Raw genomic sequence first — 23253 nt, 5'->3', positions numbered from 1 at the left:
CGGAGCCTCGCTCATGATCGATTTTTCCAAGCGCACCGCACTGCGCGCCGCTGCGTTCACCGCGGCTGCCTTCACCCTGGCCGCCTGTGGCCAGAAGGACGCACCGGCCACCGGCGCCTCCGCGGCACCGGCCGCCAGCGCGTCCGCCCCGGCAACGGCCGGCAAGGGCCCGCTGAAGATTGCCTTTGCCTACATTGGCCCGGTGGGCGATGGCGGCTGGACCTTCGCGCACGACAATGCCCGCAAGGCCGTCGAGAAGGAATTCGGCGACAAGGTGCAGACCAGCTTCGTCGAGAAAGTGCCCGAATCCTCTGACGCCGAGCGCGTGCTGCGCGACATGGCGTCGCAAGGCAATCAGCTGATTTTCGGCACCACCTTCGGCTACATGGAGTCCATGGTCAAGGTCGCGCGCGACTTCCCGGATGCCAGGTTCGAGCACGCCACCGGCTACAAGACCGCTGCCAACCTCTCCACCTACGACAGCCGCACTTACGAAGGCGCCTACATGGCTGGCGTGATCGCCGGCAAGATGACCCAGAGCAACGTGCTTGGCGTCGTCGCTTCGGTGCCGATCCCCGAAGTGCTGCGCAACATCAACAGCTTCACGCTGGGCGCGCAGAGCGTCAACCCGGCCATCACCACCAAGGTCGTCTGGGTGAACGAATGGTTCAATCCGCCAAAGGAAACCGAGGCGGCCACAGCCCTGATCAACGGCGGCGCCGACATCCTGATGCAGAACACCGACTCGTCCGCCGTGCTGCAGACTGCCGAAAAAATGGGCAAGCGCGGCTTCGGCTGGGATTCCGACATGACGCAATACGGTCCCAAGGCGCACCTGGGCTCGGCCGTGATCAACTGGGGCCCGTACTACATCAAGACCGTGCGCGACGTGCTGGATGGCAAATGGCAGAGCGGTGAATCCTGGTGGGGCGTGAAGGAAGGTGCCATCGACCTGGTCTCGCTGGCCGCCGATGTGCCTGCCGATGCCAAGGCCAAGCTGGACGAAGTGCGCGCCGGCCTGAGGGACGGCAGCTTCCACATCTGGAAAGGCCCTGTGCTGGATCAGTCCGGCAAGGAACTGCTGGCCAAGGACCAGGTCGCCGATGACAAGTTCCTGCGCGGCATCAACTTCTACGTGAAGGGCATCGAAGGCCAGGTGCCGGGTGCCAAGTAAAGCCTGGCCGTGTTTTTCAAATGCCTGCTCCGAGCAGGCATTTTTGTGGTCTGTAGCGCACGCATGCATGTTTGTGCTCCTCCAGCATCCGCCACGGCAGTAAAATCCCGCCCTCTGCAACGGCCTTGCTCCAGCCGGCAGAGTTTTTCTTTTCCGGAGCCATGTAGAGGAACACCATGTATAAAAACCTCGCGGCCACACTGCTGGCCGCTTTGGCCATGTCCGCCGTACCCGGCGTCTCCGCCCAGACCTCCGGGTCTTCTCCCTCCACCCCTGTTCGTGCTGCCTGGATGTACGTCACTCCCGTGACCGATGCCGGCTGGACACGCCAGCATGACGATGCCCGCCTGCAGGTGGAACGCGCGCTGGGCAACAGCGTGCGCACCACCCATGTCGCCAGCGTGGCCGAAGGCCCGGATGCCGAGCGCGTGCTGCGCGATCTGGCGCGCCAGGGCAACCAGATCATCTTCACCACCAGCTTCGGCTACATGGAACCGGCCATGAAAGTGGCGCGCGAATTTCCGCAGGTGAAGTTCGAGGTGCTGACCGGCTACCGCCAGGCGCCCAACATCGCCACGGCCAATGCCCGCTACTACGAGGGCCGCTATCTCGCCGGCATCGCCGCCGGCCGCGTCACCAAGTCGAACCTGGCCGGCTACGTGGTCGGCTTCCCGATTCCCGAGGTGCTGCAGGGCATCAATGCCTTCACGCAGGGCATGCGCTCGGTCAATCCGAAAGCCCAGGTGCGCGTGATCTGGCTCAACGAATGGTTCAACCCCTCGCGCGAGCGCGAAGCTGCCACGCTGTTGATGGACCAGGGCGCCGACGTGCTGGCTTTCCATACCGGCTCCACTGCCGTGCCGGTGGCGGCGCAGCAGCGCGGCCGCTGGGTCATCGGCTACCACTCCGACATGCGCCGCTACGCGCCCGACCATCAGTTGCTGTCCATCTCGCACCTGTGGGGCGACTACGAGGTCTCGCGCATCAAGGCCCTGCAGCAGGGCAGCTGGAAGAGCCAGAACGTCTGGAACGGCGTGCGCCAGGGCGCGATCCGCGTGGGCGATTTCGGCCGCAAGGTGCCTGCTGCCGTACAGCAGGAAGTGCTGCGCCGCCAGCAGGAGCTGGCCGTTGGCAAGCTGCAGCCGTTCGCCGGCCCCATCACCGATCGCGAGGGCAAGCTGCGCGTACCCGCCGGCCAGACGCTGAGCGATGCCCAGGTGCTGTCCATGAACTGGCTGGCACAGGGCGTGCAGGCGCCGCCGCTGGGCAAGTAAGCGGGCGCTGTCTCGCAGCTGCGACACCATGCTGTAACCTTGCGCAAATGCGTGTTTGCCACTCGCGCACGGGGGCGGCAAACCGCTAAGATGCGGTGCAAAAGGCGGCATCCCCTGCGGAACTTTTCTGCGCAGGGCCCGATCCAAACGCACAGGCAGACCGCAAAGGCCTGCAAGATATCCAGCAAAGGAGCTTCCATGAAACTCACCACCATCTCCAGCATCGCTGTCGCAGCGGGCCTGCTGTTCGGCGTGGTTCAGGGCGCCCAGGCGTCCGAGGCGCTGGCACGCTCCAAGAACTGCCTGAGCTGCCACACCGTCGACAAGCGCGTGGTCGGCCCGTCCTACAAGGACATTGCCGCCCGCTACAAGGGCAAGTCGGCCGAGGCCGCCCTGGTGCAGAAAATCCGCGAAGGCGGCTCCGGCAGCTTCGGCGCCGTGCCCATGCCGCCCAACCCCAACGTGAGCGAAGCCGATGCCCGCACACTGGCGAAGTGGATTCTGTCGTTCTGACAGCCTGATCCTGCAAGCAGACCGGCTCCCTGTGAGCCGGTTTTTTTGCGTCTGCCATCCCGCCGGGCGGCTTCCTTGCAGGCCAGCCAGTGGCAAGCCCGTCCGCCCGCGTAGAATCACGCCCATGACAACTGGCAGCACTTTCCGGGGCACAGCATGAGTATCAAGAGCGACAAGTGGATTCGCCGCATGGCCGAACAGCACGGCATGATCGAGCCATTCGAACCGAACCAGGTCCGTTTTTCGCCCGAGGGGCACAAGATCGTCAGCTACGGCACCAGCAGCTACGGCTACGACATCCGCTGCGCCCCCGAGTTCAAGGTGTTCACCAACATCCACAGCACGGTGGTCGACCCCAAGAACTTCGACGAGAAGAGCTTTGTCGACATCCACAGCGATGTCTGCATCATTCCGCCCAACAGCTTCGCGCTGGCGCGCACGGTCGAGTATTTCCGCATTCCGCGCAACGTGCTGACGGTGTGCCTGGGCAAGAGCACCTATGCCCGCTGCGGCATCATCGTCAACGTCACGCCGTTCGAGCCCGAGTGGGAAGGCTACGTGACGCTCGAATTCAGCAACACCACGCCGCTGCCTGCCAAGATCTACGCGGGCGAGGGCTGTGCGCAGGTGCTGTTCTTCGAAAGCGACGAAGTCTGCGAAACCAGCTACAAGGACCGCGGCGGCAAATACCAGGGCCAGGTTGGCGTCACGCTGCCCAAAACCTGATCCCGGGCCGCAGCAGTCTTACTGCGCGGACGCGGCCACGCGCATGGCCAGCCGCGCCGCGGCCAGATCCCATCCGGCCCAGCCGCAGCTCTTGAACAGCACCGGCAGATCCTTCTGTGTGGCACTGCCGCGGCACACCACATCGGTCAGCGTCGGCATGCCGGCCACCTCCAGCCCGGCCTGCAGCAGATCGCCCGCCTCGTGCTCTGCCTCGGGCGTATCCACCACGATGCGTCCGTGCGCGGCAAAATGCTGGCAGAACCCCGGGCTGAGTTCCACCATCGCCGGCGTGAAGGCACCCACGGCGGCAACAAACACATCCTTGCGCGGCGTGGCGTGCAGCACTGCCTGACTCGCCGGCGTGCAGGTCACCACCAGCGGGCACTCGTCGAGCGCGGCGTTCGGGTCCGTCACCACTTCTGCTTCCAGTCCATGCAGGTGCGCATGCGAGGCAAGGGCCTGCGCGCTGGCGGCGGAGCGCGACGCGATGCGGAAGCGGCGGCTGCCCAGTCCCGCGGCAAACGCATCCAGATGCGCCTTGCCCTGCACACCCGCTCCCACGATCAGCACCGGCCCGTCGGGATTGGGTGCCAGGCGCTGCGCTGCCAGCAGCGAGACGGCTGCCGTGCGTCGTGCCGTCACGGTGGGGCCGTCCAGCATCAGCCGGCGTTCGCCCGTTGCCACATCCAGCACCAGCACATCGCCCTGGATGGTGGGCCGCGCCGTACCGACATTGGCCGGCGTGAAGCTGATCACCTTGGTCATGGCCACGCGCGTATCCGATCCCGGCATCACGAACAGCGAACCGCCCCCATGCAGCGGCGCCACGATGCGCGGCGGCACGCTCACGCTGGCATCGGCCAGCAGGACGGCAATTTCGTCGGCGAGGGCGGGGTAGGGGAGTGCGAGTTCGGTATTGTTCATGGGCTGAGCTGTTGTAAAACGGAACTGGCCGGGCGGCCGGCGAGACCCGTGTCACGGTAACGGAAGTTTGGCATCTTTCCTACAGAAAGAGCCGTACGCCGCCAGGGACTCTGGCGCATAATCGTTGTGCATGAGACCCGACCCGCAGGGAGAGCGGAGTCGCAATGGCTGTCCAGACTGTAAAGGAAATATCACAATGAAATGGGAAGGCAATCGACAGTCCGATAACGTGGAAGACCGCCGCGGCCAGGGCGGGGGCGGCTTCGGCGGCATGCTGGGCGGGCGCAGCATCGGCATTGGCACCATTGTGCTGGCGCTGGTCGGCAGCATGATCTTCGGGGTGAATCCGCTCACCATCATCAACGTGCTTTCCGGCATGGGCGGTTCTGCTCCGGTCACCCAGAGCGCACCCGCACCGGCTCCGCCGAAGGAGGATCCGGTTGCCGCCTTCGTCTCCACCGTGCTGGCCGATACCGAAGACGTCTGGACCGACCTGTTCCGCCAGAGCGGCGCCAGCTACGTAAAGCCCAAGCTGGTGCTGTACAGCGGCCGCACCGCCACCGCCTGCGGTACCGGCCAGGCGGCCATGGGCCCGTTCTACTGCCCGGGTGACCAGAAGGTCTACCTGGATCTGGATTTTTTCAACACCCTCAAGCGTGACCTGGGCGCCAGCGGCGAGTTTGCCGAGGCCTACGTGATCGCGCACGAGGTGGGCCACCACGTGCAGAACCTGATGGGCATCACCGACAAGGTCGACTCCATGCGCGGCCGCGTGAGCGAACGCCAGATGAACGCGCTGAGCGTGCGCGTGGAACTGCAGGCCGACTGTCTGGCAGGCGTCTGGGCCAACCATGCCGACCGTGCGCGCCATATTCTGGAGCAGGGCGATATCGAACGCGCGATGGACGCCGCGGCGAAAATCGGCGATGATGCACTGCAAAAGCGCAGCCAGGGTTATGCCGTACCAGACAGTTTCACCCACGGTTCCAGCGCGCAGCGCGTGCGCTGGTTCAATACGGGCCTGCAAACCGGCTCCGTCAAGGCTTGCGATACCTTTAACGCCAGCAACCTGTAACAGGTGCTTCGCAGGCGACTTTGTCTCGCCTGCGCAACAGCCGGATAATGTGTTTTTCCGCCAAGGTGGCTCTGCTGCCTTGGCTTTTGGGCATTTGCCCTCGCTCAGTAAAGAGACTTCTGCTGCATGACAGAAACAGCCAACGTAACCTATGCCCAACTACCTTTGGCCGAGCCGCTGCAACGCGCCGTCGCCGAAATGGGCTATGTGAACACGACCCCGATCCAGGCCCAGTCCATTCCCGTTGTCCTTGCCGGACAGGACGTGATGGGCGCGGCGCAGACGGGTACGGGTAAGACGGCGGCGTTCTCCCTGCCTCTGCTGCAGCGCCTGCTCAAGCACCAGACTACCTCCGTGTCTCCCGCGCGCCACCCGGTGCGTGCGCTGGTGTTGCTGCCCACGCGTGAACTGGCAGACCAGGTCGCACAGCAGATCAAGCAATATGCCAAGTACACCCAGCTGCGCAGCGCCGTAGTGTTTGGCGGCATCGACATGAAGCCGCAGACGGCCCAACTCAAGGCCGGCGTCGAAGTGCTGGTGGCCACCCCCGGCCGCCTGCTGGACCACATCGAAGCACGCAACTGCGTGCTCAACCAGGTCGAGTACGTGGTGCTGGACGAAGCTGACCGCATGCTCGACATCGGCTTCCTCCCCGATCTGGAACGCATCCTGGCCTACCTGCCCAAGCAGCGCACCACGCTGCTGTTTTCGGCCACCTTCTCGCCCGAGATCAAGCGCCTGGCCGGCAGCTATCTGCAGAACCCTGTCACCATCGAGGTGGCGCGTTCCAACGCCACGGCGGCTACCGTCACGCAGCGCTTCGTGCGCGTGGACGACGACGACAAGCGCGCCGCGCTGCAGCAACTGATCCGCGAGAACCAGCTGCGCCAGGCCTTCGTGTTCACCAACAGCAAGCTCGGCTGCGCCCGCCTGGCGCGTCACCTGGAGCGCGAAGGCCTCAAGACGGCTGCGCTGCATGGCGACAAGAGCCAGGACGAGCGCCTGAAGTCGCTCGACGCCTTCAAGGCCGGCGAGGTCGATTTCCTGATCTGCACCGACGTTGCGGCCCGCGGCCTCGACATCAAGGACGTGCCCGCGGTTTTCAACTACGACATCCCCTTCAACGCCGAAGACTACGTGCACCGCATCGGCCGCACCGGTCGTGCCGGCGCCGATGGCCTGGCCATCAGCCTGGTCGGCAATGGCGACGGCAAGCTGGTGGGCGAGATCGAGAAGCTCACGCGCCAGACCATCAAGCCCGAAAGCATCGCGCTCGACAGCCGTGGCGGCCGTCCGGACCGCCGTCCGCCGCCGCGCCGCGAGGAGGGCAACCGTGTGCGCCACGAGCGCGACCGTGGCGATGCCGGCAGCTCGCGCGAACCGACGGGCGACCGTTATCGTCGTGCCCCGCGCATGGCCGATCCCTTCTTCGACAAGCCCTACGAGGCGCAGCAGCGCGACGAAGCCCCGTCCTGGGAGCAGGCGCCGCGCCGCGTTGCCACGCGCCCGGGCCTCAGCGCCAATATCCGTCCCAAGCGCACCGTGGCCGCGCTGTTCCGTCCGGCAGCCTCCGAAAACAACGGCAGCACGGCGGGCAACTGAATCTGCTCAGTATTCGGCGCTGGTGGCGCTGGTAACCTGGATTACCTCGCCCGGCGTGCCTTCCGGCGTGATCTCCACGGCTGTCAGTTCTTCGCCCCAGACGCAGCCCGTGTCCAGCGCGAGCAGGTTGTTCCGCTTGATCAGGCCCAGGGCCGACCAGTGCCCGAATGCCACCAGCGTATCGGCGGTGCGGCGCAAGGGATGCGCAAACCAGGGCACCAGATCATCCGGCGCCTCCTCGATGCTGCGCTTGTGCGAAAAATCCAAGCTCCCGTCCACATGCAGGAAACGGATGCGCGTCAGCGTGTTGATGATCAGGCGCCAACGCGCCATGCCGTGCAGGCTCTCGCGCCACAGTGCCGGCTGGTTGCCAAAGGCCTCGGACAGGAAACCCGTCCACTGGCGGCTGCGCAGGTGTTCGGCCACCTCCGCCGCGCATTCCAGCGTCTGCGCCACATCCCATTGTGGCTGCACACCCGCATGTACCATCAGACAGCGGTTGGCATACAGCGCCAGCGGCTGCCGGCGCAGCCAGTCCAGCAACAGAGACGCGTCGGAGGCAGTCAGCAGTTCGGTCAGCGTATCCCGGCGTCCCATCTGCCGGATGCCCTGCGACACCGCCAGCAGATGGATATCATGATTGCCCAGCAGGCAGAAGGCGCTGCCATCCATTGCCATTAGGCGCCGCAGTACACTGGCCGATTCGGGCCCGCGGTTCACGAGATCGCCCAGTACGTACAGCGTGTCCCGGCTGGGCGAGAAAGCCAGCTTGTCCAGCAAATCTCCCAGTGCGGCGTCACAGCCCTGAATATCCCCGATGCAGTACATTGCCATAATGCGCTGCATTATCCCTTGACTCCATGGACCTTTTACTCATCATTTTCCTGACCCTGCTCAACGGGGTGTTCGCCATGTCGGAAATGGCCATTGCCTCCAGCCGCAAGGCCAGACTGGACGCCATGAGCGCCTCGGGCGATCACGGCGCCACCGCCGCGCTGGGGCTGATCGACAATCCCACGCATTTCCTCTCCACGGTGCAGATCGGCATCACCTCCATCGGCGTGCTCAACGGCATCGTGGGGGAATCCGCATTCAGTCCCATCGTGGCCAGCGCGCTGCAGAACATGGGTATGCCGGAGGGCCCGGCAGGCATCACGGCGACGGCCATCGTGGTGACCATCATCACCTTCACCACCATCATCTTTGGCGAACTGGTGCCCAAGCGCATCGGCCAGCTCTATCCCGAACTGGTGGCGCGCTGGATTTCCCGCCCCATGGCCCGCCTGGCGCGCCTGACCAAGCCCTTCGTGCTGCTGCTGTCGGCCTCCACCACCGCTGTGCTGAAAATGCTGCCGATCGATACCAGCGGCTCGCGCAAGGTAACCGAGGAAGAAATCGCCGCCAGCCTGGAGGAGGGCGTGGACGCCGGACTGATCGAGGAGCAGGAGCACCAGATGGTGCAGAACGTGTTCCTGCTGGATGACCGCGTGCTGTCTTCCATCATGGTGCCGCGCAACGAGATCGACTGGTTCGAATCCCAGACCACCGTGTCCCAGGCCCTGCAGATGCTGCGCGGCTCCATGGAGCAGGCGGCCGAGCACCATATCCACTCCTGGTATCCGGTCTGCCGAGAAACGCTGGATAACGTGATTGGCGTGGTGAACGTGGGCCGCATTATGTTGGCCGAGAATGACGATGCCAGCCAGACGCTGGAATCGATCGCCATGCCGGCGACTTTCGTGCCGGAAACCCTGAGCGGCATGGAATTGCTCGAACAGTTCCGTACCCATGTTGGCCGCATGGTATTTGTGGTGGATGAATATGGCGAAATCCAGGGCATCATGACGCCGCGCGACCTGCTTGAAGCCATTACCGGCGAATTGAAAGTGGATGCCCACGAAGAAGCCTGGGCGCAAGTCATGGACGATGGCGCCTGGCTGCTCGACGGCATGATTCCCGTTGCCGAACTCAAGGCCCGCCTTGAAATCGACGAACTGCCTGACGAGGATAAAGACCATTACAACACCCTGGCCGGACTGTTGATGTACGTTACCGGTGCATTGCCCGAGGAAACCGACCGCATCTTCTGTACCGGCTGGGACTTCGAGGTGGTGGATCTCGACGGCAAACGCATCGACAAGGTGATTGCACGCAAATCGCCGGCAGCATTGGCTTAAGCAGGGATTGCGGTTATTATTCCTCAGTGCATTTTCAGTCCTATAATGCCGTTATTGCATATTCAAACCAACACGAACAGGAGTGCCGATGAATTCCCTGCAAGAACTGCTGAAACAGCGTGAAGAACTCGAAGCCCGCATCCGCCAGGCTCGCCAGGAACAAACGGCCGAGGCTGTGGCTACCTGCCGCCGCCTGATCGCTGAATACGAGTTGACCGAGCAGGATCTGTTCGGCGCCCGTCGTGGCGCACGTGCCGCCTCCACCGGCAGCAAGGTCGCCCCGAAATACCGCAACAACGAAACCGGTGAAACCTGGACTGGCCGCGGCAAGCCGCCGCGCTGGATTCAGGATAAGAACCGCGAGGATTTCCTGATCAAGTAAATCCGACTCACGCCAGGGTAAAAACCCTTGTCGTGCATACAAAAAAGCACCTGCCAGCAGGTGCTTTTTTATTGTCCCGGCTTTTCGCAGCGGGATATTCCCTTCAGCGTGATCAGGTGCCCGGGTTGCTACGCGCGTATTAATCAGAGGCCCAGCGCGAATACCGCCGGCAACCTCGGAGGCAGCTGCAGGGGATTCTTGCGCCATTGCGCCACGCTGGCTTGGCGAATCTGCATCTGCGGCAATGTCAGGCCATGGGCAATGCACAGACGGGTTTCTGGTTTCAGGCACTGCAAAGCGTGATCAAATACCGCCTGATTGCGATAGGGGGTTTCAATCCATATCTGTGTCTGGCCGCTGCGCATGGCCAGAGATTCAAGCGTCTGCAGGCGTTTTGCCCTTTCCGGCAGCTCCTGCGGCAAATAGCCGAAAAAGGCGAAACTCTGCCCATTCAGGCCGCTGGCAGCCAGAGCCAGCAGCAGCGAGCTGGGTCCCACCAGCGGCACCACGCGGATGCCGGCAGCATGGGCCGCGCGCACCACGGAAGAGCCCGGGTCGGCCACGGCCGGAATCCCCGCTTCGCTGGCCAGAGCCAGATCGTGACCGTCCAGCGCCGGTTGCAGCAGGGCCCGTACTGCCTTGGCCTGTTCCGCGCCGGCCTGCTGTGCCGGTACGTGGTCGCCTTTCTTGTGCACTTCGCGCGGCAGGGTGGCGATCTGCAACTCCTGCAGCGGCGCGGCCAGCGGTACCACGGCATTCACCCGCTTGAGCAGTGCGCGCGTGGTCTTGGCGTTCTCGGTGATCCAGTAGCGCAGCCGCGCCATCTGTTCGAGCGTGGCCTGGGGCAGCACATCGGTGACGGGCGGCAGCGGCGGTTCGCAGCCGAAATCCAGCGGTGCCGGCACCAGATAGAGCGTGCCGCTCATGCTGCCGCTCCCGCCAGGATCGGCACCCCCGCAGCGCGCAGCAGGCTGACTGTCCTGATCAGCGGCAGACCCACCAGCGCGGTCGGGTCATCGCTCTGCAGGCGTGCCAGCAGGGCGATGCCCAGCGCCTCGCTCTTGGCGCTGCCGGCACAGTCATAGGGCTTCTCGGCCAGCAGATAGGCCTCGATATCGGCATCGCTCATGCCGGTGTCGCTGTCGCGGAAGGTGACGCTGACCTGCGCCACATCCACCGACTCGAAACCGCTGGCCTGGCACACCACCGCCACCGCGGTATGGAATACCACGGTCTGGCCGCGCATCATGCGCAGCTGGGCCACGGCGCGTTCGTGCGTGACCGGCTTGCCCAGCGGGCGGCCATGCAGATCGGCCACCTGGTCCGAGCCGATGACCACGGCTTCGGGATGCTGTGTGGCCACTGCCTGGGCCTTGGCCAGCGCCAGGCGTCGTGCCACGCTGCGCGGATGTTCGTCGACATGCGGTGTCTCGTCGGTCTCGGGCGCCACCACATCGAACGGCAGGCGCAGGCGCTGCAGCAGTTCGCGGCGGTAGGGGGAGGTGGAAGCGAGAATGAGCTGGCGCGGGGCGGCAGCGGGGGAGGAGAAAGACATGGATTCTCTTACACTCGGGGGTATGGCAAACGACATCAAATCTGGCGGCAAGCGCGCGGCGCAGCCTTTCAATGCACGTCACCTGGACATCGTGGCTTTTGCCGAGGCAGGCGCGAGCCTGTCTGGCGAGGATCCATTGTCGCACTACGCGCGCCTGTCGCGAGAGGACCTTGGCGACGCCAGCGCCGCGACGGTACGCTGGCAGGCGCAGGGCCGCAGCGAGGCGGTGACTGGCGGTGCGCCCGAAATCTGGCTCGACCTGCAGGCCGAAACCCGCCTCGCCATGCAGTGCCAGCGCTGCCTGGAACCGATGCAGCAGCCGCTGCAGTTCGAGCGCGCGTTCCGCTTCGTACGTGACGAGGCCACGGCCGAGCAACTGGACGAGGAGCTGGAAGATGACGTGCTGGTCTGGCGCAAGGATTTCGACCTGCAGGCGCTGATCGAGGACGAACTGCTGATGGATCTGCCCGTGGCGCCGCGCCACGAGGTTTGCCCGAGTGCACCCACGATGCAGGTGCAGACGCCCGATTTCGACGCCGGGGAAGAGGAAAAGCCCAACCCCTTCGCCGCCCTCAAGGCTCTCAAGAAGCAGAACGGCGAATAAGACCGCATAATGGGGGTTCGCGCCACGCGACAGGCAATGTGGTGGATTTTTTGCCGCATCTTCCTTGCAAGCGTGGATGAAAACTGGTTATAATTCCATGCTTTACTGCTTAGGCATTTGGCCTTTGCGGCAATCATCAGCAGGCGGCACAGTCCCCAGGCCCACGGGCATGACGGGGAGCCGGAAGGTATTTTCCGGGTCCTGTGGCTGCAGGCAAAGCCCCGGAACCCATCAACTTTTTTAGAGGAGCGGATCATGGCCGTTCAGCAAAACAAGAAATCTCCTTCCAAGCGCGGCATGCACCGTTCGCACAACGCACTGACTGCCCCGAACGTGGTCGTCGAGCCCACCACTGGTGAGCAGCACCTGCGTCACCACATCAGCCCCAACGGTTTCTACCGTGGCCGTCAGGTGCTGAAGAACAAGTCTGAAGCCTGATCACCCGTGCTGCCAGTCGGGCCCGACGCTCTCGTAGCCTCGGGCTTTTTGTTTTGGCTGGCATTCCCTGATCCGTCAATACCAGGACGCATTCAATGAGCGAACCTTCTGCGCCAGTGACGCTGGCGGTGGATTGCATGGGGGGCGACCATGGCCTGAGCACCACGCTGCCGGCCTGTGCCCGTTTTCTGCAACGGCATGCCGATGTCAACCTGCTGCTGGTCGGCCAGCCCGAGGCGGTCAGCGCCGGCTGGGCCCGCCTCAAGGAGTCGGCAGGCATGGCCGCCGAGCGTGTGCGTATCGTGCCCGCCTCCGAAGTCGTCTCCATGGAGGATCCGGTGGAAGTCGCGCTGCGCAAGAAGAAGGATTCATCCATGCGTGTCGCCATCGCCCAGGTCAAGGAAGGCCAGGCGCAGGCGGCCGTGTCGGCCGGCAACACCGGTGCCCTGATGGCGATTGCGCGCTATGTGCTCAAGACCATCGAAGGCATCGACCGTCCCGCCATCGCCACGCAAATGCCCAACGCCAAGGGTGCGGCCACCACCGTGCTCGATCTGGGCGCCAATGTGGATTGCACGCCCGAGCACCTGCTGCAGTTTGCCATCATGGGTTCGGCTCTGGTGTCCGTGCTCAAGAACGATCCGCGTCCGTCGGTGGGTCTGCTCAATATCGGCGAAGAGGCCATCAAGGGCAGCGAAACTATCAAGAAAGCCGCCGAGTTGCTGTCGGCGGCAGGCGGGCGTGGGGAAATCAACTTCTACGGTAACGTCGAAGGCAACGACATCTTCAAGGGCACCACGGATATCGTGGTGTGTGATGGCTTCGTCGGCAACGTGGCGCTCAAGGCCAGTGAAGGCCTGGCGTCCATGATCGCATCTTTCCTCAAGGAAGAGTTCTCGCGCGGCGTGTTCTCCAAGGTGGCGGCCGTGCTGTCCTACCCGGTGCTGTCCGCGCTCAAGAAGCGCCTGGATCACCGCCGCTACAACGGCGCCGCGCTGCTGGGCCTGCGCGGCCTGGTGTTCAAGAGTCACGGCTCTGCCGATGCGCTGGCCTTCGGCTACGCGCTCGAAAGCGCCTACGAGGCAGCACGCCACCAGCTGCTGGCCCGTGTCGAGCAGCGCATCCAGGCCTGCGTGATGCCGGCTCCCGCGCCTGCTGCCTGATACTGCCTTCATGGCCCCCAGCTGCGCGGCCATGGAGCATAGCGGTTAAAATATATGGCTAACACTAAACCTGTGACAGGGGCATGACGCCGCCCGGCGCTGCCCGGTCACCCCAAGAAGAGTCCGTCCATGCCCCAGTATTCCCGCATCACCGGAACCGGCAGCTACCTGCCGCCGCGCCGTGTTACCAACCAGCAACTGGTCGAGCAACTGGCGCAGCGGGGCGTGGAAACCTCCGACCAATGGATCGTCGAGCGCACCGGCATCCAGGCGCGCCACTTCGCCGACGAGGGGGTGTTCAGCAGCGATCTGGCCGTGCATGCCGCACGTCAGGCGCTCGAATCCGCAGCTTGCGCGGCCAGCGAGATCGACCTGATCATCGTGGCCACCTCCACACCTGACATGGTGTTTCCCTCCACGGCCAGCATCGTGCAGCACAAGCTCGGCATCGCAGGCTGCCCGGCGTTCGACGTGCAGGCCGTGTGCACCGGCTTCATCTATGCGCTGACGGTGGCCGACAGCATGATCCGCAGCGGCGCCGCGCGCAAGGCGCTGGTGATCGGCTCCGAGATCTTCTCCCGCATCCTCGATTTCAATGACCGCACCACCTGCGTGCTGTTCGGCGATGGCGCCGGCGCCGTGGTGCTGGAAGCCAGCGACGAACCCGGCATTCTGGCGTGCGATTTGCATGCCGACGGCAGCCACCGCGAAATCCTGCACGTGCCCGGCCATGTCAGTGGGGGCGAGATCAGCGGCAACCCGCTGCTGCAGATGGACGGCCAGGCCGTGTTCAAGCTCGCCGTGGGCCTGCTCGAAAAAACCGCCGCCGCTGCGCTGGAAAAAGCCGGCCTGCAGAAGGAAGACATCGACTGGCTGGTGCCGCACCAGGCCAACATCCGCATCATGCTGAGCACGGCGCGCAAGCTGCGCCTGTCGCCCGAGAAGGTCATCCAGACCGTGCACGAGCACGGCAACACTTCGGCTGCCTCCATCCCGCTTGCGCTCGACGCGGGCGTGCGTGACGGCCAGATCCAGCGCGGCCAGAAGCTGCTGCTGGAGGGCGTCGGCGGCGGCTTCACCTGGGGTTCGGTGCTGCTGCAGTACTGACAGGCGGGCGCTAGCCGGCTCCGCATTTCCTGATTACTCTTTTTCTCTACCATCATGACCCAATTCGCCTTCGTGTTTCCCGGTCAGGGCTCCCAGTCTGTCGGCATGCTTGATGCCTGGGGCGACCATCCCGTTGTCCAGCAAACCCTGCAGGAAGCGTCCGATGCCCTCGGCGAGGACGTCGCCAGGCTGATCCACGAAGGCCCGAAAGAGGCGCTGGCCCTCACCACCAACACCCAGCCCGTGATGCTGGTGGCTGGTGTGGCCGCCTACCGCGCCTGGCTGGCCGAAGGTGGCGCCGAGCCTGCCGTGGTGGCCGGCCACTCGCTGGGTGAGTATTCCGCCCTGGTGGCATCCGGCGTGCTGACCTTGGCGCAGGCGGCACCGCTGGTGCGTTTCCGTGCCCAGGCCATGCAGGAAGCGGTGCCGGTGGGTACCGGCGCCATGGCGGCCATCCTGGGCCTGCCGGCCGACAAGGTGATCGAAGGCTGCGCGGCCGCGATGAACGACATGCCGGGTGAAGTGGCCGAAGCCGTCAACTTCAACGACACCGCACAGACCGTGATCGCCGGTAGCAAGGCTGGCGTCGAGAAGGCCTGCGAAGTGCTGAAGGCCTTGGGCGCCAAGCGCGCGCTGCCGCTGCCCGTGTCGGCGCCGTTCCACTCCAGCCTGATGAAGCCGGCGGCCGAAAAGCTCAAGCACAAGCTGGCCGAAACCCATCTGTCTGCACCGCAGATCCCGGTGGTCAACAACATCGATGTGGCGGTCGAGACCGATCCCGAGCGCATCCGTGATGCCCTGTACCGCCAGGCCTTCGGCCCGGTGCGCTGGGTGGAATGCGTGCAGGCAATTGCGGCCCGCGGCATCACGCACGTGGTAGAGTGCGGCCCGGGCAAGGTGCTGTCCGGCATGAACAAGCGCATCGATCCCGCGCTGGTCAGCGCTGCCGTTTTCGACCCGGCCAGCCTGGCCGATGCCAAGGCCCAACTGGCCTGAACCTGATCAAGGACAAACGATGACGACAAACACGACTCCGCAGGTGGCCCTGGTCACCGGCGCTTCCCGCGGCATTGGTGCCGCGATTGCCCGGCAACTGGCCGAAAACGGCTTCCGCGTGATCGGCACCGCCACCAGCGAAGCCGGCGCAGAGAAGATCAGCCAGGCCCTGTCTGCCTGGGAAGGCTGCAAGGGCGCCTGCGTCAACGTCAATGACCTGCCGGCTGTCGAAGCACTGATGGACGGGATCATCAAGGAACAGGGCGGTCTGCACGTGGTGGTCAACAACGCCGGCATCACGCGCGACATGCTTGCCATGCGCCTCAAGGACGAGGACTGGGATGCCGTGCTGGACACCAACCTCAAGGCCGTGTTCCGCGTCAGCCGCGCCGCCATCAAGCCGATGATGAAGCAGCGCTACGGCCGCATCATCAGCATCACCAGTGTGGTGGGCGCTGCCGGCAACCCCGGCCAGGCCAACTATGCGGCCGCCAAGGCCGGCGTGGCCGGCATGACGCGTGCCCTGGCGCGCGAACTGGGCAGCCGCAACATCACGGTCAACTGCGTGGCACCGGGTTTCATCGCCACCGACATGACGGCCGAACTGGGCGAAGAGCAGCAGAAGGCGCTGCTGGGCCAGATTCCGCTGGGTCATCTGGGCAGCCCGCAGGACATCGCCCATGCGGTCGCCTTCCTCGCCTCGCCGCAGGCAGGTTACATTACGGGGCAGGAGCTGCACGTCAACGGCGGCATGTTCATGGCCTGATAAGATAGCGCCGTGCCGGCGGGGCAGGATGCAGCATCGATATGCAAGCAGTCTGCGAAAACCACCGGCAAACGGCTAAAATCAAACTTTCCTTTCCACTACCAAGATAGAGATAACTATGAGCGACATCGAAGCACGCGTCAAAAAAATCATCGCCGAGCAACTGGGCGTTGAAGAAGCGCAAGTGACCAACGAAAAGGCATTCGTGGCTGACCTGGGCGCCGATTCCCTGGATACCGTCGAACTGGTGATGGCTCTGGAAGACGAATTCGGCATCGAGATCCCGGACGAAGACGCCGAGAAGATCACCACGGTGCAGAACGCCATCGACTACGCCAACGCTCACCAGAAGGCCTGAGCGCGCGTTGTCCGGTGCCGCGGCCTTTCTTTCGGAAGGCCGCAGGCCGGAATCCTGCCGAGCCGGTTCTGCCGGCTATTGGCATATGGGGTGCGCGATGCAAGTCGGCGCCCCTTGTTCCCTTTTCCTGAAATGCAGCATCTGAGCAGACCTCGCAACAAGGCCGGTCGCTCGGGTGCGCGTGTTTGCTGTTTATCTGCTCCTGTCCGTACGCCGCGTGTTGCCCCTGCAGCCGGGTGCGGCCAGTCTACTGATTGAGAATTGCCATGACCCGTCGTCGCGTTGTCGTTACTGGCCTGGGGTGTGTGTCCCCTGTGGGCAATACCGTGAGCGAAGCGTGGGCCAACCTGCTCGCCGGCCGTTCCGGTATTGACAAGATCACCCGCTTCGACGCCTCCGCCATGGCATGCCAGATCGCTGGCGAAGTGAAGGGTTTCGAGCTGGAGAAATACGTCTCCACCAAGGAAGCCCGCACCATGGATACCTTCATCCACTACGGCCTGGCTGCCGCGCAGCAGGCGGTGGAAGACGCCGGCCTGCCGTTCGGCGAGGCGCTGGCGCCCGAGGTGGCCGAGCGCATCGGTTGCGTGATCGGTTCCGGCATCGGCGGCCTGCCGCTGATCGAAAACACCCATGCCGAATACATGGCACGTGGCGCGCGCCGCATCACGCCGTTCTTCGTGCCGGCTTCCATCACCAACATGGTGGCGGGCCATGTGTCCATGCGCTTCGGCTACAAGGGCCCGAACCTGGCCATCGTCACCGCCTGTACCACCGGCCTGCATTCCATCGGCCAGGGCGCCCGCCTGATCGAATACGGCGACGCCGACGTGGTAATTGCCGGTGGCTCCGAGTCCACCGTGTCTCCGCTGGGCATCGGGGGTTTTGCCGCCATGCGCGCACTGTCCACCCGCAACAACGATCCGGCCACCGCCAGCCGTCCCTGGGACAAGGACCGCGACGGTTTCGTCCTGGGCGAGGGTGCCGGCATCATGGTGCTGGAAGAGTACGAGCACGCCAAGGCGCGCGGCGCCAGAATCTATGCTGAAGTGGCAGGTTTCGGCATGAGCGCCGACGCCGGCCACATGACGGCCCCCAACATGGATGGCCCGCGCCGGGCCATGGTGGCCGCTCTGGCCAATGCCGGCCTCAACGCCGATGCGGTGGACTACCTCAATGCACACGGCACCTCCACGCCGCTGGGTGACGTGAACGAATGCAACGCCATCAAGGCAGCGCTGGGCGATCACGCCAAGAACATGGTGGTCAGCTCCACCAAGAGCATGACCGGCCACCTGCTGGGCGGTGCCGGCGGCATCGAGAGCGTGTTCACCGTGCTGGCCCTGCATCACCAGAAGGCTCCGCCGACGATCAACATCTTCGAGCAGGATCCGGACTGCGACCTGGACTTCTGCGCCAACACCGCGCGCGACATGAAGATCGACGTGGCCATGAAGAACAACTTCGGCTTTGGCGGCACCAACGGCACGCTGGTGTTCAAGCGCGTCTGATGCACGTCACTGCTTGCTGGCCGGCATTGCCGGCACAGGCTGACTCATGAGCCAGCACCGACGGCCGCCGGCGGTCCGGTTTCCCCTTGCGGAACACCGGATTCCTGCGGCCGCCTTGTTTCTGGCCTTGCTGGCCGGCGCCGGCATGCTGCTGCTCTGGCGCTGGCAGCAGGATTTCCATTCTCCCTTTCTGAAAGTGACTTGGGGCGTGGCCTGGCTCTGGCTGGCCCTCGCCGCCGTGCTCGGCCGATACTGGTGGCACGCGCTGGCCCGTGGCTGGCTGGTGTGGACGGGTGAGCACTGGCAGTTGCGCCAGGTGGCAGACGGTTTTTCCCCGCACGACGCCCCGCGCTGGCAGTGCACCATCACGCTCGATCTCCAGTCCGCCGTGCTGCTGCACCTGCGGCCGGTTGAAGCCACGGCCGTGGCAGCAGGCACCCCCCGCCGCCCATGCTGGGTATGGGCCCGGCGCTCGGCCAGTCCCGCTGCCTGGCAGGGCCTGCGTCAGGCCCTGGTCTGGGAGCAACAGCAGCAGGGACGGGCATCGGTGCCGTCTCCGGAGTTGTCCGCATGAGCGACAAGCCCGCCGTCCCCGACACCATGCCGGCCGACCGCCAGGTCGACTGGCAGCTGGTGCAGCGCACGCTCGCCGGGGAGCAGAAGGCCTTCGAACTGCTGGTGCTCAAGTACCAGAAGCGGGTGGAGCGCCTGGTGGCACGCATGGTGCGCGACGTGGATGCCGTGCCCGACATCACGCAGGAAACCTTCATCCGTGCCTATCGCGCGCTGCACCAGTTCCGGGGGGACGCGCAGTTCTATACCTGGCTGCACCGCATCGCCATGAACACCGCGCGCAAGGCCCTGCTGGACATGAAGCGCAATCCGACGCTGAGCGATGCGGCGTTGAGTGGCAGCAGCGAAGACGACGACGAAACTTTTCTGCGTCAGAACGAACCAACTACCCAGGAAACCCCCGAGGCGATCTACGCAGCCAAGGAAATCGCCCACGCCGTGAACGAGGCGATCGACGCCTTGCCCGAGGAGTTGCGCCGGGCCATCACCCTGCGCGAGATCGACGGCATGAGCTACGAAGAAATCGCCGAACTGATGCAGTGCCCGATCGGCACGGTGCGTTCGCGCATCTTCCGGGCGCGCGAGGCGGTGGCAGGCAAGCTGCGGCCCATGCTGGAGAACCGTAGCGGCAAGCGCTGGTAACGAGGAATGAACATGACAGCCAGGACAACACAGACCCCTGATCCTGCAGCAATGGCGCAGGCCCTGTCCGCCTGGATGGACGGCGAAACCCTGCCCGACGGGGTGGAAGAAGCGCAACTGCTGGACTGGTTGGACAGCGATGGCGCGGGCCGCATGGCCTGGCAGCACTGGCATCTGGCCGGCGACATGCTGCGCCAGTCGCATGCCGATGAACTGGTGCAGACGGCCCTGCCGGTGGAGACGCCGGCATGGATGGCGGGCTTGCAGCAGGCGCTGGCGCAGACACGCGTGGCCAGCATGAACGAGGAGGTGCTGGCCGAGAGGCCCGGGGCGCAGGAAGTGTCTCCGGCAGAACCGGTGCAGCCGCCCGCAGTGCAACAAGCCCCGGTGCCGCAACGCATCGACCGTTTCGATACGGGCCGCGAGCCGGCCAACGACGGCATCTGGCGCTGGAAGCTGGCAGCCGGTTTCGCCTCCGTGGCGGCGGTGGCCCTGCTGGGGTGGAATGTGCTGACGCTGCAGCACCAGAACGGCAGCATGGCATTGCTGGCACAGCAAACACCTGCGCCAGAGCAGCCGCTGGCACAGGCGGAGCTGCCGGTCCAGGCAGTTGTTGCGGACGCAGGATCGCTGCCCGAGACGCAACTGGAGGAAATGCTGGCCGCTCATGCGCAGGTCGGCGGCCAGTCGCTGTTGCCGGAACTGACCGTGGCTTCGCTCGATGTGCGTTAAGCCCATGGATGGAGAGATGAAATTGACAGGCCGGATACGTCGTGGATTGCTGCGCGTGGCGATGGGCGCTGCCGCGTTGGGCGCGGGCCTGCTGGTGTGGACCCTGCCGGCCGCAACCGGGTTTCAGCCGGCACAGGCCGCCAATGAGCAGGCAGTGGCAAGCCGCTCGGCGCAGCAGTGGCTGCAGCGCTGGCAGCAGGCTGCGCGGCAGCAGTCCTATGCCGGCACGCTGGCGCTGTCCGGCGAGCGCGGCAATCTGCGCAGTGCACGGGTCTGGCATGCGGTGCGTGATGGCCGGCAGATCGAGCGCGTCGACAATCTGTCGGGCACGCCGCGCAGCATTTTCCGGACCGACAATGCGGTGCACATCTTCCTGCGCGATCGCAAGGAAGTGCGCATCCGCACCAACATGCCGCGCCAGACCACGCTGTTCCCGGGCATGATGCCACTGGCGGAGAACCAGCTGGCAGAAGCCGCGCGTCACTATCGCGCCAGCTCTCTGGGTCAGGAGCGGGTCGCCAACCATCTGGCCGACGTGGTGGCCTTCGTTCCGGTGGATGGACTGCGTTATGCCTACCGTTTCTGGAGTGACCAGAAGACCGGCCTGCTGCTGAAATGGCAGATGCTGCCGGCCGGCGCCCAGCCTGAACAGGCCGAGGTGCTGCGGGAGGTGGCATTTTCCGACCTGCAGATTCAGGCGCCGCTGTCCTATGCGCTGCTGGAAGGCATGATGAAGGAAACCGCGGGCTACCGCGTGCAGCAGGCCGCCTTGCGCACCACCAGCCTGCAGCAGCAGGGCTGGAGCTTGCGCAAGCCCTTGCCCGGGTATTTTGTAACGCATTGCTATGCGCGTCGCGCTGGCGGCCTGGGGCCGGTGGTGGATGCCGATCCTGCAGCGCGCAGCGGTGCCGCCTCCAATCAGACCGCCGCGACCGTGACGCAATGCGTGCTGTCCGACGGACTCAGCAGCATCTCGCTGTTCCTGTGGGAGGGCGCCGCAGCAGGGCCGCCGGCCGTACACAGCAAGGGCGCCACCAGCATCCGCAGCCAGGCCATCGCCGGGCAGCAGGTCACGGCGGTGGGCGAAGTGCCTCCCGCAGCATTGCAACAGCTGCTGGACAACCTGCAGCGCAGCCCGCGCTGAGCCGGAGGGCCACAGCACGTGCTTACATCTTGATTGCGTGCCCTCGTGGCACCATATGCTGCGATGCGACAGATGGCCGTGCATGCGGCTCTGCGTGCAGCAGTCCCTGATCCGACCCGAGGTTTCCGCCATGTTCTTCCGTTTCCGTTCTCCTGATTCCGAAGCCCCTGCAGCAGCGCGTGCCGGCCGTGCCCCCTGGCGCCTGACGGCAGCCGCCACCGTGGCCGTGATGCTGGCTGCGGGTGTGGCAGGTTGCAAGCCGGCGGCAGACGGAAAACCTGCGGCTCCGGCAGCCAGTGCCTCGCAGCCGCTGGCCACGCCACCCATTGCCATCAACCAGTCCGCCACACCGGCGGCCCCGCTGGTTACCGGCCTGCCTGATTTCACGCCGCTGGTGGAGCGCGTCGGACCGTCCGTGGTCAACATCCGCACCATGGAAAAGGTGCGTACCTCGCGTCTGGGTGGTGGCGGCACCCCCGAAGAGCAGATGGAAGAGCTGCTGCGCAAGTTCTTCGGCGTGCCGCTGCCGGATGGCCATCCGCGTCGCGGCACTCCGGCGCCCGATGGGGGCGAGGAGCGTCCCACCGGCGTGGGCTCGGGCTTCATCCTGTCGGCAGACGGCTACATCATGACCAACGCCCATGTGGTGGATGGTGCCGATGACCTGCTCGTGACCCTGCCCGACAAGCGCGAATTCCGCGCCAAGGTTGTGGGCAAGGACGTGCGCACCGATGTGGCGGTGGTCAAGATCGACGGCAAGGACCTGCCTGCCGTGCGCATCGGCAAGGTCGACACGCTCAAGGTGGGCCAGTGGGTGATGGCCATCGGTTCGCCCTTCGGCCTGGAAAACACCGTCACCGCCGGCATCGTCAGTGCCATGCAGCGCGACACCGGAGACTACCTGCCCTTCATCCAGACCGACGTGGCGATCAACCCCGGCAACTCCGGCGGCCCGCTGATCAACATGCAGGGCGAGGTGGTGGGCATCAACAGCCAGATCTACTCGCGCTCGGGCGGCTTCATGGGCATCTCCTTCTCGATCCCGATCGACGAGGCGGTGCGGATTGCCGACCAGCTGCGCGCCACCGGCACCGTGACGCGCGGCCGTATCGGCGTGCAGATCGGCGCCGTGGGCAAGGATGTGGCCGAATCCATGGGCCTGGACAAGGAAGCGGGCGCGCTGGTGCGTGGCGTGGAAGCGGGTTCGCCCGCCGAGAAGGCGGGTGTGCAGCCGGGCGACATCATCACCAGATTCAACGGCAACACCATCGCACGCACCTCCGATCTGCCGCGCCTGGTGGGCGAGACCAAGCCGGGGACCGCGGCCACCATCACCGTGCTGCGCAACGGCAGTAGCAAGGACTTGAGCATCACCATCGCCAAGGCCGAGGATGACGCCACCCCGCGCAGCCTGCTGGGTCAGAACGGCGAGAAGCTGCCTGGCGCCGCGGCCATCAAGTCGCTGGGCCTGAACGTGGCCGAGATTTCGGCGCAACAGCGCCAGCAGTTGCGTGGCAAGGGCGGCGTGCTGGTGCAGGAGGTGGAGCAGGGCAGCCCGGCCGAGCGTGCCGGCCTGCAGCAGGGCGACATCATCATGGCGATCGGCAACCAGCAGGTGGACAATGTGCCGAGCTTTGCCGCTGCCGTGGGCAAGCTGCCACCCAATCGCGCATCCAGCCTGCTGTTCCAGCGCGGCGAATTTGCCCAGTTCACCATGATCCGGCCGGCAGCGCGCTGATGGGGCGGCATGCGCCAGCGCAGCGGGTTTGCCCATCGGGCAGGCAAACCGGCTAAAATACCGGGTTGCAAAAAGAAGG

Annotated in this window: 26 protein-coding genes; 21 read left to right on the top strand and 5 right to left on the bottom strand. The window is 65.0% G+C overall.

All coding sequences use genetic code 11. The features are described from left to right. Window positions 1-13: 13 nt before the first annotated feature. Window positions 14-1174 (top strand): BMP family ABC transporter substrate-binding protein, encoded by a 1161-nt coding sequence (locus ACX36O_RS08560; protein WP_213361021.1) that lies wholly within the window; start codon window positions 14-16, stop codon window positions 1172-1174. 16 nt (window positions 1175-1190) lie between these two features. Here the strand turns inward: ACX36O_RS08560 and ACX36O_RS08555 are convergent, their stop codons facing one another. After that, entirely contained in the window at window positions 1191-1352 is a 162-nt protein-coding gene (locus ACX36O_RS08555) for a hypothetical protein (protein ID WP_213361019.1), read from the bottom strand. Between ACX36O_RS08555 and ACX36O_RS08550 the strand changes: the two genes are divergently transcribed. The 3 genes from ACX36O_RS08550 to dcd all read left to right on the top strand — a co-directional run bounded on the left by ACX36O_RS08550 (window position 1351) and on the right by dcd (window position 3687). Then, the gene (locus ACX36O_RS08550) at window positions 1351-2448 is read left to right on the top strand and encodes a BMP family ABC transporter substrate-binding protein (RefSeq protein ID WP_213361018.1); all 1098 of its coding nucleotides are present in this window, start codon (window positions 1351-1353) and stop codon (window positions 2446-2448) included. The two genes, ACX36O_RS08555 and ACX36O_RS08550, sit on opposite strands and share 2 nt — an antisense overlap. A 198-nt stretch (window positions 2449-2646) precedes the next feature. Beyond that, the gene (locus ACX36O_RS08545; protein ID WP_213361017.1) at window positions 2647-2961 is read left to right on the top strand and encodes a c-type cytochrome; all 315 of its coding nucleotides are present in this window, start codon (window positions 2647-2649) and stop codon (window positions 2959-2961) included. A 156-nt stretch (window positions 2962-3117) separates the two neighbouring features. Further along, window positions 3118-3687: a dCTP deaminase gene (gene dcd / locus ACX36O_RS08540; protein WP_213361016.1), complete on the top strand. Its 570-nt coding sequence runs from the start codon at window positions 3118-3120 to the stop codon at window positions 3685-3687. A gap of 18 nt (window positions 3688-3705) precedes the next feature. Here dcd and ACX36O_RS08535 read toward each other — a convergent pair whose 3' ends face one another. Next, the gene (locus ACX36O_RS08535; protein ID WP_213361015.1) at window positions 3706-4611 is read right to left on the bottom strand and encodes a delta(1)-pyrroline-2-carboxylate reductase family protein; all 906 of its coding nucleotides are present in this window, start codon (window positions 4609-4611) and stop codon (window positions 3706-3708) included. Between the two features lie 196 nt (window positions 4612-4807). Here ACX36O_RS08535 and ypfJ point away from each other — a divergent pair, with 196 nt between their 5' ends. Next, window positions 4808-5686, top strand: a complete 879-nt coding sequence (ypfJ, locus tag ACX36O_RS08530) for a KPN_02809 family neutral zinc metallopeptidase (protein ID WP_213361014.1) — start codon at window positions 4808-4810, stop codon at window positions 5684-5686. 126 nt (window positions 5687-5812) lie between these two features. After that, window positions 5813-7288: a DEAD/DEAH box helicase gene (locus tag ACX36O_RS08525; RefSeq protein ID WP_213361013.1), complete on the top strand. Its 1476-nt coding sequence runs from the start codon at window positions 5813-5815 to the stop codon at window positions 7286-7288. A gap of 6 nt (window positions 7289-7294) precedes the next feature. On the opposite strand, the gene ACX36O_RS08520 is transcribed toward ACX36O_RS08525, so the two are convergent. Further along, window positions 7295-8122, bottom strand: coding sequence for a symmetrical bis(5'-nucleosyl)-tetraphosphatase (locus ACX36O_RS08520; RefSeq protein ID WP_213361012.1), 828 nt, complete (start codon window positions 8120-8122; stop codon window positions 7295-7297). Window positions 8123-8148: 26 nt separating this feature from the next. Here ACX36O_RS08520 and ACX36O_RS08515 point away from each other — a divergent pair, with 26 nt between their 5' ends. Both ACX36O_RS08515 and ACX36O_RS08510 read left to right on the top strand, forming a co-directional pair. Further along, entirely contained in the window at window positions 8149-9465 is a 1317-nt protein-coding gene (locus tag ACX36O_RS08515) for a hemolysin family protein (protein WP_213361011.1), read from the top strand. An 88-nt stretch (window positions 9466-9553) separates the two neighbouring features. Then, on the top strand, window positions 9554-9847 hold the full coding sequence (locus ACX36O_RS08510) for an H-NS histone family protein (protein ID WP_213361010.1): 294 nt from the start codon (window positions 9554-9556) through the stop codon (window positions 9845-9847). A gap of 143 nt (window positions 9848-9990) precedes the next feature. Here the strand turns inward: ACX36O_RS08510 and ACX36O_RS08505 are convergent, their stop codons facing one another. Then, the gene (locus tag ACX36O_RS08505) at window positions 9991-10773 is read right to left on the bottom strand and encodes an SAM-dependent methyltransferase (protein WP_213361009.1); all 783 of its coding nucleotides are present in this window, start codon (window positions 10771-10773) and stop codon (window positions 9991-9993) included. Then, window positions 10770-11402, bottom strand: a complete 633-nt coding sequence (locus tag ACX36O_RS08500; RefSeq protein ID WP_250131017.1) for a Maf family nucleotide pyrophosphatase — start codon at window positions 11400-11402, stop codon at window positions 10770-10772. The genes ACX36O_RS08505 and ACX36O_RS08500 overlap by 4 nt, the downstream gene beginning before the upstream one ends. Here ACX36O_RS08500 and ACX36O_RS08495 point away from each other — a divergent pair. From ACX36O_RS08495 to ACX36O_RS08435, 13 genes are all read left to right on the top strand, one after another. After that, window positions 11401-12006: a YceD family protein gene (locus ACX36O_RS08495; protein ID WP_250131016.1), complete on the top strand. Its 606-nt coding sequence runs from the start codon at window positions 11401-11403 to the stop codon at window positions 12004-12006. The two genes, ACX36O_RS08500 and ACX36O_RS08495, sit on opposite strands and share 2 nt — an antisense overlap. A gap of 255 nt (window positions 12007-12261) precedes the next feature. Next, window positions 12262-12444, top strand: a complete 183-nt coding sequence (gene rpmF / locus ACX36O_RS08490; protein WP_213361006.1) for a 50S ribosomal protein L32 — start codon at window positions 12262-12264, stop codon at window positions 12442-12444. A gap of 95 nt (window positions 12445-12539) precedes the next feature. Next, window positions 12540-13607 (top strand): phosphate acyltransferase PlsX, encoded by a 1068-nt coding sequence (gene plsX, locus ACX36O_RS08485; RefSeq protein ID WP_213361005.1) that lies wholly within the window; start codon window positions 12540-12542, stop codon window positions 13605-13607. A gap of 129 nt (window positions 13608-13736) precedes the next feature. Beyond that, the gene (locus ACX36O_RS08480) at window positions 13737-14714 is read left to right on the top strand and encodes a beta-ketoacyl-ACP synthase III (RefSeq protein WP_213361003.1); all 978 of its coding nucleotides are present in this window, start codon (window positions 13737-13739) and stop codon (window positions 14712-14714) included. 54 nt (window positions 14715-14768) lie between these two features. Further along, a complete protein-coding gene (gene fabD / locus ACX36O_RS08475; RefSeq protein ID WP_213361001.1) occupies window positions 14769-15710 on the top strand; it encodes an ACP S-malonyltransferase in 942 nt (313 codons plus the stop codon). A gap of 19 nt (window positions 15711-15729) precedes the next feature. Continuing rightward, the gene (fabG, locus tag ACX36O_RS08470) at window positions 15730-16476 is read left to right on the top strand and encodes a 3-oxoacyl-ACP reductase FabG (protein WP_213360999.1); all 747 of its coding nucleotides are present in this window, start codon (window positions 15730-15732) and stop codon (window positions 16474-16476) included. Window positions 16477-16594: 118 nt separating this feature from the next. Next, a complete protein-coding gene (gene acpP, locus ACX36O_RS08465) occupies window positions 16595-16834 on the top strand; it encodes an acyl carrier protein (RefSeq protein WP_091814240.1) in 240 nt (79 codons plus the stop codon). Between the two features lie 266 nt (window positions 16835-17100). Continuing rightward, complete coding sequence (gene fabF, locus ACX36O_RS08460) at window positions 17101-18345, top strand: beta-ketoacyl-ACP synthase II (RefSeq protein ID WP_213360997.1); 1245 nt, start codon at window positions 17101-17103, stop codon at window positions 18343-18345. Window positions 18346-18391: 46 nt separating this feature from the next. Beyond that, window positions 18392-18919 (top strand): hypothetical protein, encoded by a 528-nt coding sequence (locus ACX36O_RS08455; protein WP_213360995.1) that lies wholly within the window; start codon window positions 18392-18394, stop codon window positions 18917-18919. Then, a complete protein-coding gene (gene rpoE / locus ACX36O_RS08450; RefSeq protein ID WP_250131015.1) occupies window positions 18916-19560 on the top strand; it encodes an RNA polymerase sigma factor RpoE in 645 nt (214 codons plus the stop codon). The genes ACX36O_RS08455 and rpoE overlap by 4 nt, the downstream gene beginning before the upstream one ends. A gap of 12 nt (window positions 19561-19572) precedes the next feature. Further along, complete coding sequence (locus ACX36O_RS08445; RefSeq protein ID WP_213360993.1) at window positions 19573-20292, top strand: sigma-E factor negative regulatory protein; 720 nt, start codon at window positions 19573-19575, stop codon at window positions 20290-20292. A gap of 16 nt (window positions 20293-20308) precedes the next feature. Then, a complete protein-coding gene (locus tag ACX36O_RS08440; RefSeq protein WP_488359657.1) occupies window positions 20309-21436 on the top strand; it encodes a MucB/RseB C-terminal domain-containing protein in 1128 nt (375 codons plus the stop codon). Window positions 21437-21665: 229 nt separating this feature from the next. Next, a complete protein-coding gene (locus ACX36O_RS08435; protein ID WP_213362695.1) occupies window positions 21666-23174 on the top strand; it encodes a DegQ family serine endoprotease in 1509 nt (502 codons plus the stop codon). Window positions 23175-23253: the final 79 nt, after the last annotated feature.

It is taken from the genome of Brachymonas sp. KE5 (assembly GCF_057773645.1).
Note: the sequence above shows the minus strand (reverse complement) of the source record. Positions and strands in the feature narration are given on the sequence as shown.

What these genes read in the sequence shown, in the direction of transcription:
- ACX36O_RS08560 (WP_213361021.1), top strand. Translation starts at nt 14, where the DNA reads ATGATCGATTTTTCCAAGCGCACCGCACTGCGCGCCGCTGCGTTCACC.
- ACX36O_RS08550 (WP_213361018.1), top strand. Translation starts at nt 1,351, where the DNA reads ATGTATAAAAACCTCGCGGCCACACTGCTGGCCGCTTTGGCCATGTCC.
- ACX36O_RS08555 (WP_213361019.1), bottom strand. Translation starts at nt 1,352, where the DNA reads ATGGTGTTCCTCTACATGGCTCCGGAAAAGAAAAACTCTGCCGGCTGG.
- ACX36O_RS08545 (WP_213361017.1), top strand. Translation starts at nt 2,647, where the DNA reads ATGAAACTCACCACCATCTCCAGCATCGCTGTCGCAGCGGGCCTGCTG.
- dcd (WP_213361016.1), top strand. Translation starts at nt 3,118, where the DNA reads ATGAGTATCAAGAGCGACAAGTGGATTCGCCGCATGGCCGAACAGCAC.
- ACX36O_RS08535 (WP_213361015.1), bottom strand. Translation starts at nt 4,611, where the DNA reads ATGAACAATACCGAACTCGCACTCCCCTACCCCGCCCTCGCCGACGAA.
- ypfJ (WP_213361014.1), top strand. Translation starts at nt 4,808, where the DNA reads ATGAAATGGGAAGGCAATCGACAGTCCGATAACGTGGAAGACCGCCGC.
- ACX36O_RS08525 (WP_213361013.1), top strand. Translation starts at nt 5,813, where the DNA reads ATGACAGAAACAGCCAACGTAACCTATGCCCAACTACCTTTGGCCGAG.
- ACX36O_RS08520 (WP_213361012.1), bottom strand. Translation starts at nt 8,122, where the DNA reads ATGGCAATGTACTGCATCGGGGATATTCAGGGCTGTGACGCCGCACTG.
- ACX36O_RS08515 (WP_213361011.1), top strand. Translation starts at nt 8,149, where the DNA reads ATGGACCTTTTACTCATCATTTTCCTGACCCTGCTCAACGGGGTGTTC.
- ACX36O_RS08510 (WP_213361010.1), top strand. Translation starts at nt 9,554, where the DNA reads ATGAATTCCCTGCAAGAACTGCTGAAACAGCGTGAAGAACTCGAAGCC.
- ACX36O_RS08505 (WP_213361009.1), bottom strand. Translation starts at nt 10,773, where the DNA reads ATGAGCGGCACGCTCTATCTGGTGCCGGCACCGCTGGATTTCGGCTGC.
- ACX36O_RS08495 (WP_250131016.1), top strand. Translation starts at nt 11,401, where the DNA reads ATGGATTCTCTTACACTCGGGGGTATGGCAAACGACATCAAATCTGGC.
- ACX36O_RS08500 (WP_250131017.1), bottom strand. Translation starts at nt 11,402, where the DNA reads ATGTCTTTCTCCTCCCCCGCTGCCGCCCCGCGCCAGCTCATTCTCGCT.
- rpmF (WP_213361006.1), top strand. Translation starts at nt 12,262, where the DNA reads ATGGCCGTTCAGCAAAACAAGAAATCTCCTTCCAAGCGCGGCATGCAC.
- plsX (WP_213361005.1), top strand. Translation starts at nt 12,540, where the DNA reads ATGAGCGAACCTTCTGCGCCAGTGACGCTGGCGGTGGATTGCATGGGG.
- ACX36O_RS08480 (WP_213361003.1), top strand. Translation starts at nt 13,737, where the DNA reads ATGCCCCAGTATTCCCGCATCACCGGAACCGGCAGCTACCTGCCGCCG.
- fabD (WP_213361001.1), top strand. Translation starts at nt 14,769, where the DNA reads ATGACCCAATTCGCCTTCGTGTTTCCCGGTCAGGGCTCCCAGTCTGTC.
- fabG (WP_213360999.1), top strand. Translation starts at nt 15,730, where the DNA reads ATGACGACAAACACGACTCCGCAGGTGGCCCTGGTCACCGGCGCTTCC.
- acpP (WP_091814240.1), top strand. Translation starts at nt 16,595, where the DNA reads ATGAGCGACATCGAAGCACGCGTCAAAAAAATCATCGCCGAGCAACTG.
- fabF (WP_213360997.1), top strand. Translation starts at nt 17,101, where the DNA reads ATGACCCGTCGTCGCGTTGTCGTTACTGGCCTGGGGTGTGTGTCCCCT.
- ACX36O_RS08455 (WP_213360995.1), top strand. Translation starts at nt 18,392, where the DNA reads ATGAGCCAGCACCGACGGCCGCCGGCGGTCCGGTTTCCCCTTGCGGAA.
- rpoE (WP_250131015.1), top strand. Translation starts at nt 18,916, where the DNA reads ATGAGCGACAAGCCCGCCGTCCCCGACACCATGCCGGCCGACCGCCAG.
- ACX36O_RS08445 (WP_213360993.1), top strand. Translation starts at nt 19,573, where the DNA reads ATGACAGCCAGGACAACACAGACCCCTGATCCTGCAGCAATGGCGCAG.
- ACX36O_RS08440 (WP_488359657.1), top strand. Translation starts at nt 20,309, where the DNA reads ATGAAATTGACAGGCCGGATACGTCGTGGATTGCTGCGCGTGGCGATG.
- ACX36O_RS08435 (WP_213362695.1), top strand. Translation starts at nt 21,666, where the DNA reads ATGCTGGCTGCGGGTGTGGCAGGTTGCAAGCCGGCGGCAGACGGAAAA.